We start from the raw sequence: 17,104 nt of genomic DNA, 5'->3' as shown, positions 1-17,104 counted from the left end.
CCGGATCGCTCGTCGCCCGAGTTCGCTATCCCGAGTTTGCAGTCCCGGGTTCGCTTTATGAAAAGAGGTGCTGTCCCGGCTCTTGCGGACAGCACCTTTTTCATTTCCGATTTCAAACGGACAGCTTGTTTGTTTCTCCCCTGTACTGACCCAAGCGGTCTGTCAGGTTTACTTCATTTCGCTAATCTCGGCTTTAATCTTGTCGAGGAAGGCATCTACGCTCATGCCGCCCTCGTCGCCTACGCCGCGCTTGCGGACGGACAGCGTCCCTTGAGCGACTTCGTTTTCACCGATAACCAGCATGTAAGGCACTTTTTGCACCTGTGCCTCGCGGATTTTGTACCCGATTTTTTCATTGCGGGCATCAAGCTCCACGCGAATGCCGGCTTGCTCCATTTTTTCCTTGACCTTTTGCGCGTATTCCACATGCACTTCATTGATCGTCATCAGGCGAACCTGAACCGGAGCGAGCCAGACCGGGAATGCGCCAGCATAGTGCTCGATCAGGATACCGATAAAGCGCTCCATCGAACCGTACATGGCGCGGTGCAATACGACCGGACGATGCTTCTCGTTGTCTTGGCCGACGTATGACAGGTCAAACTTCTCAGGCATTTGGAAGTCGAGCTGGATCGTACCGCACTGATGGCGGCGTTTCAGCGCGTCCGTAATCTGGAAGTCGATCTTCGGTCCGTAGAACGCACCGTCTCCTTCCTTGATTTCGTACGGCAATCCCGCTTCTTCCAACACGTTTCTCAAGGATGTTTCGGCAATCTCCCACAGCTCATCGGAACCCATCGAATCCTCAGGACGAGTGGAAAGAGCTACGCTGTACTCAAATCCGAACACTTTGTAGATCGAGTCGATCAAACGGATCATGCTCTTGATCTCTCCCTCGATCTGGTCCGGACGAACAAATACGTGGGCATCGTCCTGACAGAAGGTCCGTACCCGAAGCATCCCGTTCAGTGCGCCGGAATACTCGTGGCGGTGCACCTGACCGAATTCGGAGTAGCGAATCGGCAGATCGCGGTAGGAGTGCATTTTGTTTTTATAGATCAGCATGTGGCCGGGACAGTTCATCGGCTTCAATGCATAAGTGGTATTGTCTACCTCGGAGAAGTACATATTCTCGTGGTAATGATCCCAGTGGCCCGACTGCAGCCAGAGGCGCTGGTTCATAATAAACGGAGAGCGCACTTCCGTGTAGTGGGCCAGCTGCTGCATGCGGCGGGAGAATTGCTCCAGCTCGTTGCGGACAGTGAAGCCGTTCGGCAGATAAAACGGCATGCCTGGCGCTTCTTCGGAAAACATGAACAGCTCCAATTCCTTGCCCAGCTTGCGGTGGTCGCGTTTTTTCGCTTCTTCGATAAAGTGCAGATATTCATCCAGCTCCGCCTTCTTCGGCCAAGCCGTGCCGTATACGCGCTGGAGAACCTGGTTATCCGAATTTCCGCGCCAGTACGCCCCAGCCACACTCATCAGCTTGAATGCTTTGATGAAACCGGTGGACGGCAAGTGCGGTCCGCGGCACAGGTCGAAGAATTCACCCTGCTCGTAGATGGTGATAGTGGCATCTTCCGGAAGGTCGCGAATCAACTCCAGCTTCAGGTGATCGTTAATTTCCTTGAAGATCGCGACTGCTTCGTCACGGCTTACTTCTTTGCGGCGGATCGGCAAGTCTTCCTTGATGATCTTTTCCATTTCCGCCTCGATTTTTGGCAGATCATCCGGGGTGAGTGCCACCGGGATATCCATGTCGTAATAAAATCCGTCTTCGATCACCGGACCGATGCCCAGCTTTACCTCTTTCCCGTACAGGCGTTTAATCGCCTGAGCGAGCAAGTGGGCCGTGCTGTGACGATACACTTCCACACCATCCGCGGAATCAAGCGTAACGATCTCAACGGCCGCATCCTCCTCGATCGGTGTGTAAAGATCGACTACCTTGCCGTTTACTTTACCGGCAACCGCCTTTTTCTTCAGACTGGAGCTGATCGAACCGGCGATCTCTTCGACAGTGACGCCTGCGTCATACGGACGAACGGCGCCGTCAGGGAATGTAACGTTGATTTGTGCCACGATCCATACTTCCTTTCTCCATCGTATTTGCTTTGTTTAGGGAAAATAAAAAAGCACTCATCCCTGAAGGGACGAGTGCTTGTAACCCGCGGTACCACCCTACTGGCCTGTAGACATGCCCTGCCCATCAACGGGTCAAAAGCAGGTCGATTCCAGACCTCTCGAAAACGTAACGGTTTGAACCGGCTCGCCGATACTGTGAGCAAGAAGCTCTTTCCCGGCGGCTACTCGAAGGGGGTAGATCGATACGTGTACGCAGCGGGCTTCCAGCCTGTGTCCCGCCTCTCTGGAGCAACATGGGTATCGTCCATGTCCTTCTCATTGTATTTTCCGTGTTAGGTTGTTTTTCGTATTATAAAGGAGTTGGTTTGTTTACGTCAAGTACACGTCTGCCGGACAGACACAGGGAACACGAATGGCAGGTGATCAGCCGGTTTTCAAAAATGCTGCGAACGGTCTGTGTCAATGCGGGCCTGTCCTGCGCCATGTGAAAAACGATACGTTCCGGCGCAATCGCTACCAGAGCGCTCACCAGATAATCCTCTTCCCGGCATTTCTGTTCATCCGTAAACATGACGGCGTCCAGATGGTCCAGCCAGATTCGGTCTCCGTGTTTGTCATAGAGATGGAAAGGTTTGTCCACACTAGGAACAACGTGAACGACTTCCTGCTTGGCTTCCTGATCGGCGATAAAAAAGCGCAGCAGGTCAACGAACTCCTGATACTGCCTGTCTTCGAGATAATCGTCAAGGCCGGTTTCGATCAGCTCAAACAACTCATTCCAATGCTCCTGCAGACGGAAGCGGACAAACCCGAGTACGTTCAATTCGCGCTCGTCCTCCAGGTAGTCCCGCACTTTCCGGTATATCCTTGCTTTCCGGGTAGTCGCTTGCAGAAGATCGGCTTCTTCTTCCCCTTCTGCAAAAAGCCGCTGGACGAACGGAATAACGTAAGGCCACTCATCTTCAAGCTGCTCGGACTCGATCAGGTCGCCGGCTATTTCCTCCATGACCTCCGGTTCCTTGACCCGAATGACCCACTCGGCTACAGCCAGCGAGATAAATGCACGTGCCCATTCTATCGTCTCCGCATCGTATTCTTCCATACACCAGCTTTGAAAGCGAAACATCCTGAAATCGCCCTGATCGCGTTCTTCATATGTAATGCGCACCGGATCGGTGTTGACCCGCTCCTTCATCTCATCGATGATCGAGCGAAAAGCATCACAATGCGCAGGGACATTTTCAAAATATAAGGCGTACGTTTGCATCGTCCATCTCCCCAATCCGCAATGTAGTTACAGTATATGTCCTGCTTGAGGCGATATACTTTTAAACGGATGGAAACAGAGGGAAGGTTGCACATCGAAGACAGCGGTCGCTTTTCAAAGCAAGAAAAAACAACCCTACCTCTTGGCAGGGTTGCGCTGCGAATAATTATTCAAAGCCGATCTCCTCATACACTTCAGGGTCCCAATAAATAACCGATTGCTCCAAGGGAACGTTCATCTCGCGTGCTCCGTTGGGCTTTCCGTTGAAGTAGATAATTTCCGTAATGGCCAAACGATCGCCTCGTATGTCGATTTCTCCCTTAAATTCAAGAGTGGTTCCATTTGGTGCAAAAAAGATGACTTTCCCCGATCCCAGTGTTTTCATTGGGTACCTCCCGTTGTATGGTCTGTACCCTTATAGTAGTAGACAATCTTTCCCAACGTCAACAATTCCTAGAGACTTTTTACCCAATTGTCGAATCTGAAGCTCCTTTTTTTCTGCTTCGCCCCTGTCTGTTGTCGGTCGGCTGAGACAGACTGCTGTAGGCTTCCGCTGTCAAAGTTCCCTCGGCATCAGCCGCGACCTGCGTCTCCTCGCTCACTCCGTAATGCTCCTGTCTGTACGTGGGAGAGGAAAAAATTTGGCTTGCATTCGCTGGTCGCTGCAGTGTTGGGCTCGGGTAGGACACGCCTGAGATGGCGGAGGTCTGCTGCGAAGCAGGGCCCTCGGGCTCAACCGCGTTCGTAATCACCGTCCCGTTATGAGGCGAAGGCATAGCCGCGGGAGGCGGTGTCATTTGCTGCCCCGCACCCTGGCTCCCTTCGGACGCCGGTTGGTAGCCGCGCAGCAATTGCGCATTGGCGGTCGGCTGCATCGTCAGGAATGGATAGTATCCCTTTCGCTGCATATAGCCCCACATTTCGTAAGCCTGGTTGGCGCAGTTGACAGCACTCTGCAGCAGCATGTTTCGGAGCTGTGGATGGGCAGCCTCAAGCGCTGCCGCCATTTTGCATGTTGCCCCTGACTTGTGCAGGCCCAGCATTGCCGAAGAAACATCCCGATCGTCCATCTGATTGGGATGAACATTCGGCTGTTGTGTTTGCGGATACGTTTGCGGGTACATTTGCGGCATTTGACCGGACTGCATGGTGCCCATGACTGCATGTGCCGCCGCTATCGCTGAAGCAGGACGGTATGGCAGCGCCTCTCCCGCACCCAGCCCGTGGACGGTATGGACCATGCTGTTGTACTCATTTTGCATGAATTGCAGCTGATGGCCAAGCAGGTGACTCAGTTCAGGGTCGCGAACATAAGGAGCATACAGCTGGGCCGTATTGATCGCATTGACCGCCTCATTCAAAACTTCGTGCAGCTCCATCACTTCATGTGCTCCGTACGCGTGAGGTTGCATGTGACCAATTCCTCCTTTTCACAAATCCCTAACAGTATGTCCTTTTCTGTTGGCAAATAGAAGCAAGTTTCTTTCTGCATTTTCCATGTTTTTCTGTAACTCTTTTCGCCGACCAACGTAATACGAGACATATACCTTTGTACAAGACATATATAGAACTACAGAAACGATTTCGTTTCCTGTATAATGAAACGATAATCAAGGACTTGAGGAGACGCTCATGTTTGAACAAATTACACAAGTTTTCATGCAATATGGAGTCTGGGGGCTATTTGGACTTTCTTTTTTGGACTCGTTTATCGTACCCGTTCCTCCCTTTTTCTTGCAGATCGCGATGAGCCTGATCGATCCAGCCGCTGCCCTGCGCTATGCCACGGTCGCGTTTACCGGCTCTATCCTTGGCGCTCCGATCGGATACATACTGGGCAAGTGGCTCGGCAAACCGATCTTGAGAAAGATCCTGCCGGAAAAGTGGACAAAGCTGGCTACCGAACAGTTCGACAAAAACGGAGATGCCGCCGTATTGATTGGTTCCTTTACTCCCATCCCTTTCAAGGTGTTCACCATTTTAAGCGGCGTCTTTAACTATTCGCTGACGAAGCTTATGCTGTTTGCCATTCTCGGTCGGGGTATCAAATTTTATCTCATCGGAATATTGTTTCACCTCTATGGAAAACACGCCAAAGTATTGCTCGACGAATACCTGGAAATAGCCGTGCTGGGCATCGGTGCGGTTGTCGCTATCGCCTGGCTGGTATGGAATAAACGCAGAAAAAAAACCGCTTGATTGTCTGCTGAAAAGTGTTTGCCTTTGAATCAAAAACGCTCCGGAAAGTGCGCTGTCCCTCTTCCTGGACGCGTTTTTTTGTTTGCGGCCCCAAATACCTCGTCTCTTTCGCAATATTTCATGGACATTCACCTAATATGTACCTCCCCATATATTGTAATTGTGAGTTTTTTGGAGGAGGTGAAGCGATGGCCGTAATCAAGGTAAACTCCAGAGATGTCGACATGTTGGCTCGTCTGATCCGTGCCGAAGCCGAGGGAGAAGGGGAACTGGGCATGCTGATGGTCGGAAACGTCGGCGTGAACCGCATTCTTGCCAATTGTCTTGATTTTAGAAATATACGAACGATGCGGGACATGGTGTTTCAGTCACCGGGAGGTTATGAAGCTGTACAAAAACCTTACTTCTATCAGCGCGCCAGGGATAAGGAGCGCCGCCTGGCAAGACGAGTCGTAAATGGAGAGCGCACGCATCCCGCCTCAAACGCATTGTGGTTTTTTCGACCCAGCGGCAACTGTCCGGCGCAATGGTATAACCAGCGAAATTCGGGACGTTACAAGGCCCACTGCTTCTTCGTCCCTTCCCCCAGGGATTGCCCCCGTGTTTTCTGATTGTACTTGATGGTGCTTGCAAGTCCAGAAAAGGAGAGAGTTCATCATGAGTCAACAAATGCCTTACAATCCTTATGTCACCTACCCCTATACGGACATGTATCCTTCTTCATCCTTTCCGTACCAGATGGGCCAGCAGCCGGTTCAACCGGGACAACAGCAAGCTGTCCCCATGCAGCCAAGCGGAAGTCTGATTCCCGGAACGCCTCTGGCTCCCGGTCAGGTCGTTGAAGAATCCTACATTGAGAACATCCTTCGCCTGAACCGCGGAAAGGTGATTACGGTTTACCAAACCTTTGAGAACAATACCCAGTGGAATGCGAAAATTTTCCGCGGTGTTCTGGAAACGGCAGGGAGAGATCACATTATCCTCAGCGACCCGGAATCGGGAAAACGGTTTCTGCTGCTGATGGTAAACACTGACTATATCACCGCAGACGAGCATTTGAACTACATTCCTCCGGCACTGCCTTCAGGTATCCGCTAAAAACAAAAAACCTCATCGCTTGCAGATGGGGTTTTTGTCTGTTCAGATATACGGATTACACAACCTGCGGATCGCTTGAATCGGCTTTGGCAAAATACGCTTGCTTCTCATCCTGCCAAAACAAGCCGCTCGGCAAAGAGCTTTTTTGCCTCATGCGAATCGCCAGCAGATTGACCATGCGATTGATCTCGGCGTGGGCCCACTCGTCCATCGTAAATTTGACAGCGTATTCATAGATCGTTTCATTCCAATTGCTGTTGCGAACGACATGTCCGTACATTTTCAATTGCCGAGAAAATACCTCTGTTTCAAATTCAAGCACCAACTGATCATTTACCGGCAATTTCAAATCAGAGAGAAAGCGAAGGCCGCCACCTCCTATGTCTTCGATCAAAACATCTGCGCTCCCCACCTTCATCGTCTTTCCTTTTAACATGACGATTGTCATGCGCGAACAGAGCGGGGGAACCAGCTGCAGTCGAAAGTAGTCTCTTCGTTGCCAATTGATGACGCCATTCACCGTTTTCACCTCATGTTAAGGAATATGGTCCTGTTTCTTTGGGATCACCGTTTAGCGAGTGACTTTGGCGAAATAAACGCAAAAATGGAAAAAAACGCCGCGAACACGGCGCTTATGATATTTTCCGCAAAACCTTCCTTATTCTTTTTTCTGCTCCGGGTAGTTCATTTCCTTCTTGGTAATGGGAGAATTTTCCCATAAATGATTTTGATCAAACTTGATCGTGTCTTTGCGCATAAAGCGGAACAGGAGGTCTACCACCCACCAGACCAAGACCATGAAGATGAAAAATATGAGAACAGCTCCCCACACGGAATACCTACCCCCTCCCCTTTTACTGCCACTATATGAAGAGAAGGTAGAATTGATTCGACCTAAAAACCGGTCGTACAGCGTGGCTTGCAAGGGACGGCAAACAACCGGTCTATCACCTCTACGTATTCGGGCCGCGACAAATGGGCCAGCCCGTACTGGTATAAGCTGTGAAAGCGGACTGCCCCCATGACAAGCGAAGAAAAATCGGAGATATCGAGTGATACTTCCGCGTCGGCTTGTGCGGGCGTTTCCGGAAGTAGCCCGGGCAACCCGTCGCGAAAGCAGATGGTATAACTCTTTTCATTATCCGGCAGAAAGCTGTCGCGAATATGAAAGGTAAGCGTGCAGCTTTCCCTTCCCATACGGTGATCCGCCATTTGACGAAAATAACCCGCTACATCAATCATTCGATACATCAGCCCGACACCGGACGCATGGCTTTCATGATAGTAGAAGGGGATCAGACGGTCAGAGCCGTTTCCCGGATCGGCGAGCAGAAAGTGAAAATCTTCTTCCTGGGTATAAAAGATGCAGCGCCTGACCTGGTCGGCTTGGCTGCGCAAAAAGGCGAGAAGTCCACGCATGGCCTCCGGCGTTTCACAGATAAACTCCTTGACGTGCAAATCGTGGATGCTGGCATTTTCCTGTCTGACCTGTTTAAACTGCAGGACCAGATAGCCGCTTAGCTGTCCATCCTTTCGGCAGCCAAAGGCGATATGCTCCGGCCGATCCAGAAAGGCATCCAGCTCGCGTGCCGTCTTTTCGATCATCCCGTGGGTTTTCGCGGCATAGCGGTTGTAGCTCCCCAGGATATCAGCGCGGTCCTCCTTGGACAGAGCAATGACGTCCTGCTTGCTCCCGGCAGGCAGGTCCAGAGGAGAAACCCGGTATTCATTCATTTTGGTTCCGGCTCCGAAGCCCATCTGTTTGTAAAAATCGACTCGGAACGGATAAAGGGAGACGAGACTGACGCCACGATCACGGTATGCCCGCAAAAAATGGAGCAGCATCGATTTGGCTATTTTCTCCTTTTTGTGCAGCAGGTCAACAGCAACGGTACCGATCCCTCCGGTGAGCAGCCGTTTTCCATGAACATTCATGTGAAAATCGAACCATTTCATCACACCGACCATCCGGTTGTCGCGAAAACAGCCGACAAAAGAAACCCCCGGATCCTCCTGCATGCTTTCGCGAATCCGATTGATCCAGCGTTCCTTCATATCCGGCACTTGCATTTCCTGTCTCGGATATGCCATTCCGACTATTCTGACGAATCCCTCCGCTTCGGAAGGCTTCAATACGCGGATTTCTTCCACCGGCATCATCCCCCGCTTCCCTTTTTTCAGTTGCGATACATCTGATAAAAAATATTTTACTGAATGCTTCCATCTTCTGGCAAGAAAAAAGAGACAATCGGGCTTTGTATCGCCCGCTCTCGAACCGCTGCCACTCTCACAATGCTCGCTATTGGAGCAGCCGAATGGATAAAAGGGCATCCCGGTAGACAAACCGGGGCCCCTTCATGTTGCCGTGCAGCCTGTTTTTATGATGTGTCGGCCAGTTTTCTGATCGCCTTGAACACTGTCTGATAGTAGCTTTTCTCATGAGCGACCAGGTCTGCCATCCCCACCTCTTGGCTTACTCCAGAGACGCTTCCGTCTTCGTCGCAGACGAATCCGCTCGCTCGAACCGAAGAAATCTCGCCGTTCAACAATCTCATCAGCTCATCAAGCCGAATCCAGAGCAAGCCGGTCAGCTCCTCCTGCTGGATCTGGTACGCTTCCAAGGGCTGGTCGGATTCATATCCGTACACGTGGCAAATCTCCCTGTCGACAATGCCCGGCTCACCGGAAACATCCCGTATGACTCCAATATGCTGCAAGCTCTCATACGAGACAGCCAGTCCCAGCTCTTCCTCCAGCTCACGCACGCCGTCCCTCGGCCCTTCACCGGCAAGCAGATGGCCCGCCGAAGTGATATCCAGCTTGTTTGGCGAGGTGTCCTTCTGAGGATGGCGTTTTTGAAATAGCAGGTAGACCCGCTCTTTCTCCCGGCGGTATATCCAACAGTGAAACGTCTGATGCCACAGTCCGAGCCGATGCACTTCACTGCGCGCTTCCGTACCGATCCATTGCCCTTTCTCGTCAAAAATATCCAGCGTTTCTTCCTTCACTTTGTTCACCTCAATCGAACAATTTGCTTCCTGCGTTGCAATCCCGGCAAGCTTCCCAAAACCGGCTGCAAATGCAAATCTGTGTCATCGCTCCGACGTTCTCAACTACTGCGCGGCCCGGGCTTCGATCCGTTCGGACTTGACATTTTCATCCTGCGTGATGTGCCTCTGGCTGACAATCTATCGGGCCGGAACACGCATATAGAGCGGTTTATTCTTTTCCATGCAAGGCCTCCAAGGCTTCCTGGACCACGAGTCCGGTATCAAAGCCGATCAGTCTCGCCTCTTTTCCATCCAGCGCATTCGCCAGCTCATCGAGCAGCAGGTGCATGCGATCCTGATCCGGCACCTGGACTTCTTCCAGCGGCTGGCCCATCCCCCCTGCCAGCAGCGTGCTCCAGTTTTTCACAGACAGCGTCCCTTTTGTACCGTAGACCGTATAAGCCAAATGCTCCTCATGAGCGATGCCTGCGAGGCCATTAATCGTGACGGGCGTTCCGTCCGGGAGACGAAGCAGCGCGGAAATACCCGTTTCACATAGCTCCTGGTTTTCCGGGTAGTCCACATCAGAGCGAACTACTTCGCAGCGGCCCAAGAGTGCATAGGTCAGGTGGAGAAAGTGCGGCAGCACTTCGCGGACAAAGCCGCCCTGCTCCCGGCCGGAAAGCCATGCTGTCTGCTGCCAAGGACGCGGCCACTGATGGAAATGAGTGACGATGTCCACCCTGCGCACGCTTCCGATCTCCGCCAGTCTCCGCTTCAGCTCGGGAAAAATCGGACGATAGAAGAGCGGAAAATTCATGGCGTGGATAACACCAGCCTCAGTTGCCGCCCGCAGCATCTCTTTTCCTTCCTGAACCGAGTTCGCCAAGGGCTTTTCGCACAGCAAATGATTCCCTGCGGCAAGCACGTCCAAGCCAATCGGATGGTGAAATTTAGGTGGAACTGCTATGTAAACAAGATCGAGCTCCGCTTCACGGAGCAATAGCCGATGGTCTGTATGCCAAGCTGCGATGCCGAAGCGGTCTGCCACTTCTCGGGCACGCTGCGAAGCGGCATCACAAACTGCCGCCACCGTGAAGCGTTCATGGGTATTCATTGCGTGCATAAGACGCTCCCCCATCACTCCGGAACCAATGATTCCAACTGAGTAGCGTTCCTTCATAAAAAAATCCCTCTTTTCCGACTTTTTGTTCTCTGGCACAAGGCAGGCGGGACTTCCAATGTGCCAGTTATTTCCAAACCTCCCTATTGCATGTTTGCTGCACTCGGATTTCTCGCTTTTTTCGCATACACAAAAAATACAGCTTCGTTTGCGCAGTCATGCGCTTTGACCGCCTTCCCTGCCGATGTGCTCCGGCAAATGTCTTTATCGTACCGTTAGCGGCCTTTGGAGCGCTTCGCGAAAATTGCTCTTCTCTCCGGTCAATTTCTGCGTAGTCCTCACTTCATGATACAACAAAAAAGGGCCCTTTCGCCTGATGATTCCGGCGAGGGGCCCTTTGACCGTTTTACGCCACCTTGGATGTGGCTTCACGGATGTATTCTTTTGCTTTTGCCTGGTCAAACTGCCCTTCCCAGCGGGAGATAACGACAGCGGCAAGAGAGTTGCCTACAACGTTGACCACTGTGCGAGCCATGTCCAGCAGACGGTCGATTCCCGCGATGAAGGCAAGACCTTCAAGCGGAATGCCGACAGAGCCAAGGGTCGCAAGCAGTACGACGAAGGATACTCCAGGCACCCCCGCAATCCCCTTCGAGGTGACCATCAATACCAGCATCAGTGTAATTTGCGCACTGATCGGCATGTGAATGCCATACATCTGCGCGATAAACAAAGCCGCCAGCGCCTGATAGAGCGTGGAGCCGTCCAGGTTGAACGAGTAGCCCGTCGGAATGACGAATGACGTGATGGCTTTCGGACAGCCAAGGCGCTCCATCTTTTCCATGATCTTCGGAAGCACCGACTCCGAACTGGCCGTAGAATAGGCCAGAAGAAGCTCGTCCTTCAAGATCTTGATAATGGAAAAGATCGAAATCCCGCTCATGCGTGCAATGACACCGAGAACGACCACAATGAAGAACAGCATCGTCAGGTGTACCAAAATGACCAGCTTCCCGAGCGGAACAAGGGACGACAGACCGAATTTGGAAACGGTTACGCCAATCAATGCGAAAACACCGAACGGCGCGAACTTCATGATTGTGTTGACGACCCAGAACATGGCGTCCGCCACACCCTGGAAGAATCGAAGAACAGGTTGACCCTTTTCTCCGGCAGCGGCAACCCCGAGTCCAAACAGGACGGAGAAGAAGATAATCGCCAGCATATCGCCTTTGACAATCGATTCGAATACGTTTTTCGGCACGATATTGACGAAGGTATCAACAAAGCTGTGGCTTTGCGTCGATTCAGCCGTCTCCACATATTGGTGGATATCGGTTTTGGCAAGATTCGTCATGTCAACCCCGACACCGGGATGGAACAGGTTCGCTGCAACAAGACCGACAATAATCGCAATCGTGGTAACGATTTCAAAATACAATATCGTTTTTCCGCCGATCTTCCCCAGCTTTTTGATGTCTCCCACACCAGCAACCCCGACGATCAACGTGGAGATGACGATCGGAACGACGATCATTTTAATCAGCCGGATAAAGATGTCGCCAATCGGCTGCAGGTAGCTCGCCACCGCAGGATTGCCGTAAAAGATAGCACCTACCAGAATACCAAGGAATAGACCGATTACAATTTGAATGGCTAACCCGAATCGTTTCATCCTGACACCTCGCTGTCCTTTCGTAATTGTGTATATATCAGTACAAAATCGACAAGGAATTGTCGAAATTTGTCGAAGTAACAATATTATAGTAGCAGACACGGTTTTTTTTTTCTCAATGTAAAGAAATTCCTTTTTGCACTTTCGACACTGCTTTCTGGTATCTTTTGGATGGTACTGAAAATTACATGGTTGATCTATATATTTTTCGCTAGGTTATCATAGCATAACTTTGACAAAATCCGCGTTTTTTGTATTCTTATTTATTTTCTATAATTTCATTATGATTAAACTCTACTGAATATTTTTGAACTAACTTCTTCCTGGAAAACGCAAAAAACCGGAGCGGTCTCCCCTCCGGTTTGGTTCCTATCTATCGAAAACAATTGTATACAGCACATTCCTGTTACATTTTTCGGCAACGGTGACTGCTACATCTCTTATCCGTACAGGCGGATGGCGTCGCGAATTCTCCCATTGGTCTGTTCGAGCAGCTGCAGCGCCTCTTCCCTGTTCGATCCGGTCAGCTTCATCAAAATGGCGGCTTTCGCGTCTCCGTTGGCCAGCTCGGCCAGCCGTCCGGCTTCCTCGTATGTGACACCCGTGACCTCCATCACGATTCGCTTGACCCTCTCCCGCAGCTTTTGATTGGTCGCCTGGACGTTGACCATCAGGTTGCCGTATACTTTCCCGAGCCGAATCATCGTTGCTGTCGTCAGCATGTTCAGTACCAGCTTTTGCGCTGAGCCTGCCTTGAGCCGGGTAGACCCGGTTACGACCTCCGGCCCGACAACAACATTGATGGAGACATCGACTCCGCCATCGATCAGCGCTGTCTCATTGCAGGACAGCGAAATCGTCCTCGCTCCGATCGTCTGTGCTGCCCGGAGCGCTCCGATCACATAAGGCGTACGGCCGCTGGCGGCTATGCCCACAACAACATCTTTTCCTGTCACGTTGTATTTGTGAATGTCTTCCTCGCCGAGCTCCTCGGAGTCTTCCGCTCCTTCTACCGCCCTGATCATCGCCGAAGGTCCTCCGGCGATAACCCCCTGGATCAGCTCGGGGTCCGTACCGAATGTGGGCGGACACTCCGACGCGTCCAGGATGCCCAGACGGCCGCTCGTCCCGGCGCCAAAGTAAAACAGGCGTCCCCCGTTTTGCAGCGAATCGACGATGATCTCAACTGCGTCCGCCACTTGATCGAGGACGTCCTCAACCGCGTAGGGCACCTTTTTGTCCTCGTCGTTCATCACCTGCAAAATTTCGCGCACAGGCAGTTGATCCAGGTCCCTCGTCCTTTCGTTTTTTCCTTCTGTCACAAGTTCTTTCAAGTTCTCCAGCATCCCGTTCGCTCCTCCCCTGCTCTCCTATTTGCGTCTTTTACTCCAGATGGCATGAGACCCAATGCCCTTCTTCCTTTTGTCTGAGCAGCGGGATTTCGCTTCTGCACACATCCATGCAGGATCGGCAGCGCGGGTGAAACGTGCATCCGGCTGGCGGATTGGACGGACTGGGCAAGTCTCCCTCCAGGATGATGCGCTGCAGCTCCCTTTTCGGATCGGGAACCGGCACAGCGGACAGCAGTGCCTGGGTATACGGGTGAGTAGGATTCCGGTACAAGGACTCCTTGTCAGCCACTTCCACCACTCTGCCCAAATACATGACCGCCACACGGTCCGATATATGCCGAACAACGCTCAAATCGTGGGAAATAAACAAATAGGTCAACTGAAATTCCTTTTGCAAATCCTGCATCAGATTGAGGATTTGCGCCTGAATGGACACGTCGAGAGCGGATACCGGCTCGTCGGCGACAATCAGTTTTGGCCGCAGGATCAAAGCCCGGGCAATCCCGATCCGCTGCCTTTGCCCGCCGGAAAATTCATGCGGGAAGCGGCTGAGATGCTGCTTGGACAAGCCGACGATCTCGATGATTTCTTCTACCCGTTTTTGCCGCTCCTGGGCCGTTCCGATTCCGTGGACGATCAACGGGTCTTCCAAAATCCGCCCGACTGTCTTGCGCGGGTTGAGCGAGGCAAACGGGTCCTGGAACACCAGCTGCATATCGCGGCGCACCCCTCTGAGGTCAGCCGGGCTCAGCTTGCAAATATCCCGTCCCTCGAAAAAAACCTCCCCCGCGGTCGGTTCGATCAGCCGGAGTATGCATCGTCCGGTCGTTGATTTGCCGCATCCCGACTCTCCGACAATACTGACCGTCTCGCCGGGATAGATCGTCAAGTCAACGCCGTCGACCGCGCGGACCACTTTTTCTTGTCCGAAAAAGCCTTTTTTGCTGACAAAATGCTTCGTCAGCGATTTGATTTCCAAGAGCGGCTTCGTCATCGCTCATCCCCCTCCTGATACAGCCAGCATCGGCACTTTTGACCGCCCTCGACAGGAAGAAGCTGCGGGTTTTGTTCCCGGCAAATGTCCATCACGTGGGAACAGCGCGGAGCGAAACGGCAGCCCGCCGGCATCTCGTGCAGCAGCGGCACCGAGCCCGGAATCGCCTCCAGCCGCTCCGCATCCACACTGACGCTCGGCATGGAATTCAACAGCCCTTTTGTATAGGGGTGCTTCGGCTCCTCGAACAGCTTCGTAACTTCCGCTTCCTCCACGATTTGTCCGGCGTACATGACGATGACCCGATGGCACATCTCGGCTACGACGCCCAGGTCGTGGGTAATCAACACAATCGAAGTATGGTTTTCCGCCCTCACCTTTTTCATCAGCTCAAGGATTTGCGCCTGGATGGTTACATCGAGCGCTGTCGTCGGTTCATCGGCGATCAACAGCTTGGGCGAGCAAGCCATCGCCATCGCAATCATCACCCGCTGCCGCATCCCTCCGGACAACTGGTGCGGGTACTCGCCGACGATCTCTTCCGCGCGGGGAATCCCGACTTCCCTGAGCAACTGGACCGCTCTCTCCTTTGCTGCTTGCTTGGAGAGTCCGAGATGGCGCCGGAGCGGCTCGCCGATCTGTTTTCCGATCGTCTGGAGCGGATTGAGCGACGTCATCGGCTCCTGGAAGATCATCGCGATCTCGTTGCCGCGGATCTTTTGCATTTCCTTTTCTGACAGCGTCAAAAGCTCCTTCCCTTCAAAGCGTATGCTTCCGGTCATTTCTGCATTTTTGCCCAAAAGGCGCATGATCGACAGACTGGTGACGCTTTTTCCGCAGCCGGATTCCCCGACGATTCCCACGGTTTCTCCGGCTTGGACAGTCAGACTGACACCGTCGATGATCGTCAGGCTCTTACCCGATTGGGCAAAGGATGTACGTAATTGATCGATGTGTAGCATGGCAGCCATTGTTCTTCCTCCTTTTGCTCAGGATGAGCCTGCCGTCCCGATTAGGGAAAACAGCTGATTGCAGACAGAGCGCCTCCACGGACCGATCAGGCTGCTGACAGTCGGATGGACCCGGTTTGTCAGGATGATCAGCGTCGCGCCTCTGGCCGGATCACGCCAGATCGATGTTCCGGTAAATCCCGTGTGGCCAAAGGCTTGGCTGGAGAGGACATCGCCGCCTGTGCAGCCTGCAGCCATCTGCTCCAGCGTGCCCCCCGTCGCGGATGCTTCCCACCCCAGCGCTCTCATCGGTGCAAGCTCACCCGTATGGGAGCGGACTGCCGTGGCTCGCAGGACGGGATCGATCCGCACGGGCGACTCGTTTGAAGTCCAGATGCGCATGTACCGTTCCGTATCCGCGCTGGTGGAAAACAGCCCGGCGTGGCCGCTGACGCCGTCGAGGCCGTGATATGCGTTGCAGTCATGCACCGATCCCCGGATGATTCCTCTCCGCCAGTCAAAGCAAGCCAGACGCTCCGACAGCTCACGGGCGGACGGCAGTCCGAGCGCTTCCTCCTGGATCAACTGCTGCCTTGCCATGTCCTGCTCATATGCATTGCCGTTCTCCGTCGGTGCGATTGCGCTCACATCCAGGCCGTCATGCTGCAAGGGCAGATAGCAGGTACGGGTCATCCCGCTCGGTTGAAAGATAAGCCGCTGGGCCAATTGATCTAGCGGCTCATCCCATGCCCGCTCCAGGATAAAGCCAAGCAGCATGAAGCCAAGATCGCTGTAGACGACCTGTTTGCCGGGCGTCCCCGTCATCGCCTCAGCCGCGATCAGCCGCAGGTACTCCTTGACGCCGCGGGCATAGAGGAAAAAGGGGCGCCAAGCGGGGAGGCCGGAAGTATGGGTCAATAGATGCAGCAGCGTGATCTTGCGTTTCGTTGTTGCATCCGTCCCCTCTTCCAGCTCCGGGAGATGGCGGGTGACGGAATCTGTCAGCGACAGCCTGCCTTCCTGTACGCTGAGAAGAACGAGCGGCAGCGCAACCATCACCTTCGTCAGCGAAGCCATGTCATACATGGTGTTGGCATCGACCTCGATGCCGTCTTTTTTCCCGTCTCCGTGCTTGGATGAATCTGCGGGGCTTGCAGAGCTTGTCATGTTCGGCTCTTCTACCGAGCCGAATGCCTGCTCCTGCTCGTCCTGTGCACCCTCTGTCTTCCCGACCGCTACGGTTATGGCAGGAAGACCGTCTCTGGCAAGAGTGGCTATTCCCCCCGGGAAAATCCCTTGGCTGATGCCCGACTCCAGATTTTGTTTCAAACGCTCTCGCAAGGCAGATTCGAGCTGATCGTGACTCATCTT

17 protein-coding genes are annotated in these 17,104 nt (G+C 52.9%); 3 read left to right on the top strand and 14 right to left on the bottom strand.

The window, feature by feature from the left end:
- Positions 1-168 precede the first annotated feature (168 nt).
- From thrS to NST96_RS08465, 4 genes are all read right to left on the bottom strand, one after another.
- Positions 169-2,082: a threonine--tRNA ligase gene (gene thrS / locus NST96_RS08480; RefSeq protein WP_003387837.1), complete on the bottom strand. Its 1,914-nt coding sequence runs from the start codon at positions 2,080-2,082 to the stop codon at positions 169-171.
- A 352-nt stretch (positions 2,083-2,434) separates the two neighbouring features.
- Positions 2,435-3,352 (bottom strand): putative sporulation protein YtxC, encoded by a 918-nt coding sequence (locus NST96_RS08475; protein ID WP_039071393.1) that lies wholly within the window; start codon positions 3,350-3,352, stop codon positions 2,435-2,437.
- Positions 3,353-3,518: 166 nt separating this feature from the next.
- Positions 3,519-3,737 (bottom strand): hypothetical protein, encoded by a 219-nt coding sequence (locus NST96_RS08470; RefSeq protein ID WP_003387841.1) that lies wholly within the window; start codon positions 3,735-3,737, stop codon positions 3,519-3,521.
- Between the two features lie 79 nt (positions 3,738-3,816).
- Positions 3,817-4,764, bottom strand: coding sequence for a spore coat protein (locus NST96_RS08465; RefSeq protein WP_342406028.1), 948 nt, complete (start codon positions 4,762-4,764; stop codon positions 3,817-3,819).
- Between the two features lie 220 nt (positions 4,765-4,984).
- Here NST96_RS08465 and NST96_RS08460 point away from each other — a divergent pair, with 220 nt between their 5' ends.
- The 3 genes from NST96_RS08460 to gerQ all read left to right on the top strand — a co-directional run bounded on the left by NST96_RS08460 (position 4,985) and on the right by gerQ (position 6,649).
- The gene (locus tag NST96_RS08460) at positions 4,985-5,551 is read left to right on the top strand and encodes a VTT domain-containing protein (protein ID WP_003387844.1); all 567 of its coding nucleotides are present in this window, start codon (positions 4,985-4,987) and stop codon (positions 5,549-5,551) included.
- 188 nt (positions 5,552-5,739) lie between these two features.
- Positions 5,740-6,162 carry a cell wall hydrolase gene (locus NST96_RS08455; protein WP_003387845.1) on the top strand — a complete coding sequence of 141 codons (423 nt, stop codon included), beginning with the start codon at positions 5,740-5,742 and terminating at the stop codon, positions 6,160-6,162.
- Positions 6,163-6,208: 46 nt separating this feature from the next.
- Positions 6,209-6,649 (top strand): spore coat protein GerQ, encoded by a 441-nt coding sequence (gerQ, locus tag NST96_RS08450; RefSeq protein ID WP_003387846.1) that lies wholly within the window; start codon positions 6,209-6,211, stop codon positions 6,647-6,649.
- Positions 6,650-6,704: 55 nt separating this feature from the next.
- Here gerQ and NST96_RS08445 read toward each other — a convergent pair whose 3' ends face one another.
- The 10 genes from NST96_RS08445 to NST96_RS08400 form a co-directional block, all read right to left on the bottom strand.
- Entirely contained in the window at positions 6,705-7,169 is a 465-nt protein-coding gene (locus NST96_RS08445; protein ID WP_003387847.1) for a PilZ domain-containing protein, read from the bottom strand.
- A 138-nt stretch (positions 7,170-7,307) separates the two neighbouring features.
- A complete protein-coding gene (locus tag NST96_RS08440; protein WP_155807990.1) occupies positions 7,308-7,481 on the bottom strand; it encodes a hypothetical protein in 174 nt (57 codons plus the stop codon).
- 62 nt (positions 7,482-7,543) lie between these two features.
- Positions 7,544-8,809 carry a GNAT family N-acetyltransferase gene (locus NST96_RS08435; RefSeq protein WP_238986202.1) on the bottom strand — a complete coding sequence of 422 codons (1,266 nt, stop codon included), beginning with the start codon at positions 8,807-8,809 and terminating at the stop codon, positions 7,544-7,546.
- 218 nt (positions 8,810-9,027) lie between these two features.
- Positions 9,028-9,657 carry an NUDIX domain-containing protein gene (locus tag NST96_RS08430; RefSeq protein WP_024984414.1) on the bottom strand — a complete coding sequence of 210 codons (630 nt, stop codon included), beginning with the start codon at positions 9,655-9,657 and terminating at the stop codon, positions 9,028-9,030.
- 211 nt (positions 9,658-9,868) lie between these two features.
- Positions 9,869-10,822: a Gfo/Idh/MocA family oxidoreductase gene (locus NST96_RS08425; protein WP_122958112.1), complete on the bottom strand. Its 954-nt coding sequence runs from the start codon at positions 10,820-10,822 to the stop codon at positions 9,869-9,871.
- Positions 10,823-11,168: 346 nt separating this feature from the next.
- Complete coding sequence (locus NST96_RS08420) at positions 11,169-12,437, bottom strand: cation:dicarboxylase symporter family transporter (RefSeq protein WP_003387851.1); 1,269 nt, start codon at positions 12,435-12,437, stop codon at positions 11,169-11,171.
- Between the two features lie 440 nt (positions 12,438-12,877).
- On the bottom strand, positions 12,878-13,783 hold the full coding sequence (gene murQ / locus NST96_RS08415) for an N-acetylmuramic acid 6-phosphate etherase (RefSeq protein ID WP_003387852.1): 906 nt from the start codon (positions 13,781-13,783) through the stop codon (positions 12,878-12,880).
- A gap of 37 nt (positions 13,784-13,820) precedes the next feature.
- On the bottom strand, positions 13,821-14,783 hold the full coding sequence (locus tag NST96_RS08410) for a dipeptide ABC transporter ATP-binding protein (protein ID WP_003387853.1): 963 nt from the start codon (positions 14,781-14,783) through the stop codon (positions 13,821-13,823).
- A complete protein-coding gene (locus NST96_RS08405) occupies positions 14,780-15,754 on the bottom strand; it encodes an ABC transporter ATP-binding protein (protein ID WP_003387854.1) in 975 nt (324 codons plus the stop codon). The genes NST96_RS08410 and NST96_RS08405 overlap by 4 nt, the downstream gene beginning before the upstream one ends.
- 18 nt (positions 15,755-15,772) lie before the next feature.
- Complete coding sequence (locus tag NST96_RS08400) at positions 15,773-17,101, bottom strand: serine hydrolase domain-containing protein (RefSeq protein ID WP_172920930.1); 1,329 nt, start codon at positions 17,099-17,101, stop codon at positions 15,773-15,775.
- Between the last annotated feature and the right edge of the window lie 3 nt (positions 17,102-17,104).

It is taken from the genome of Brevibacillus sp. FSL K6-2834, from assembly GCF_038592925.1.
Lineage (GTDB): Bacteria > Bacillota > Bacilli > Brevibacillales > Brevibacillaceae > Brevibacillus > Brevibacillus borstelensis.
Note: the sequence above shows the minus strand (reverse complement) of the source record. Positions and strands in the feature narration are given on the sequence as shown.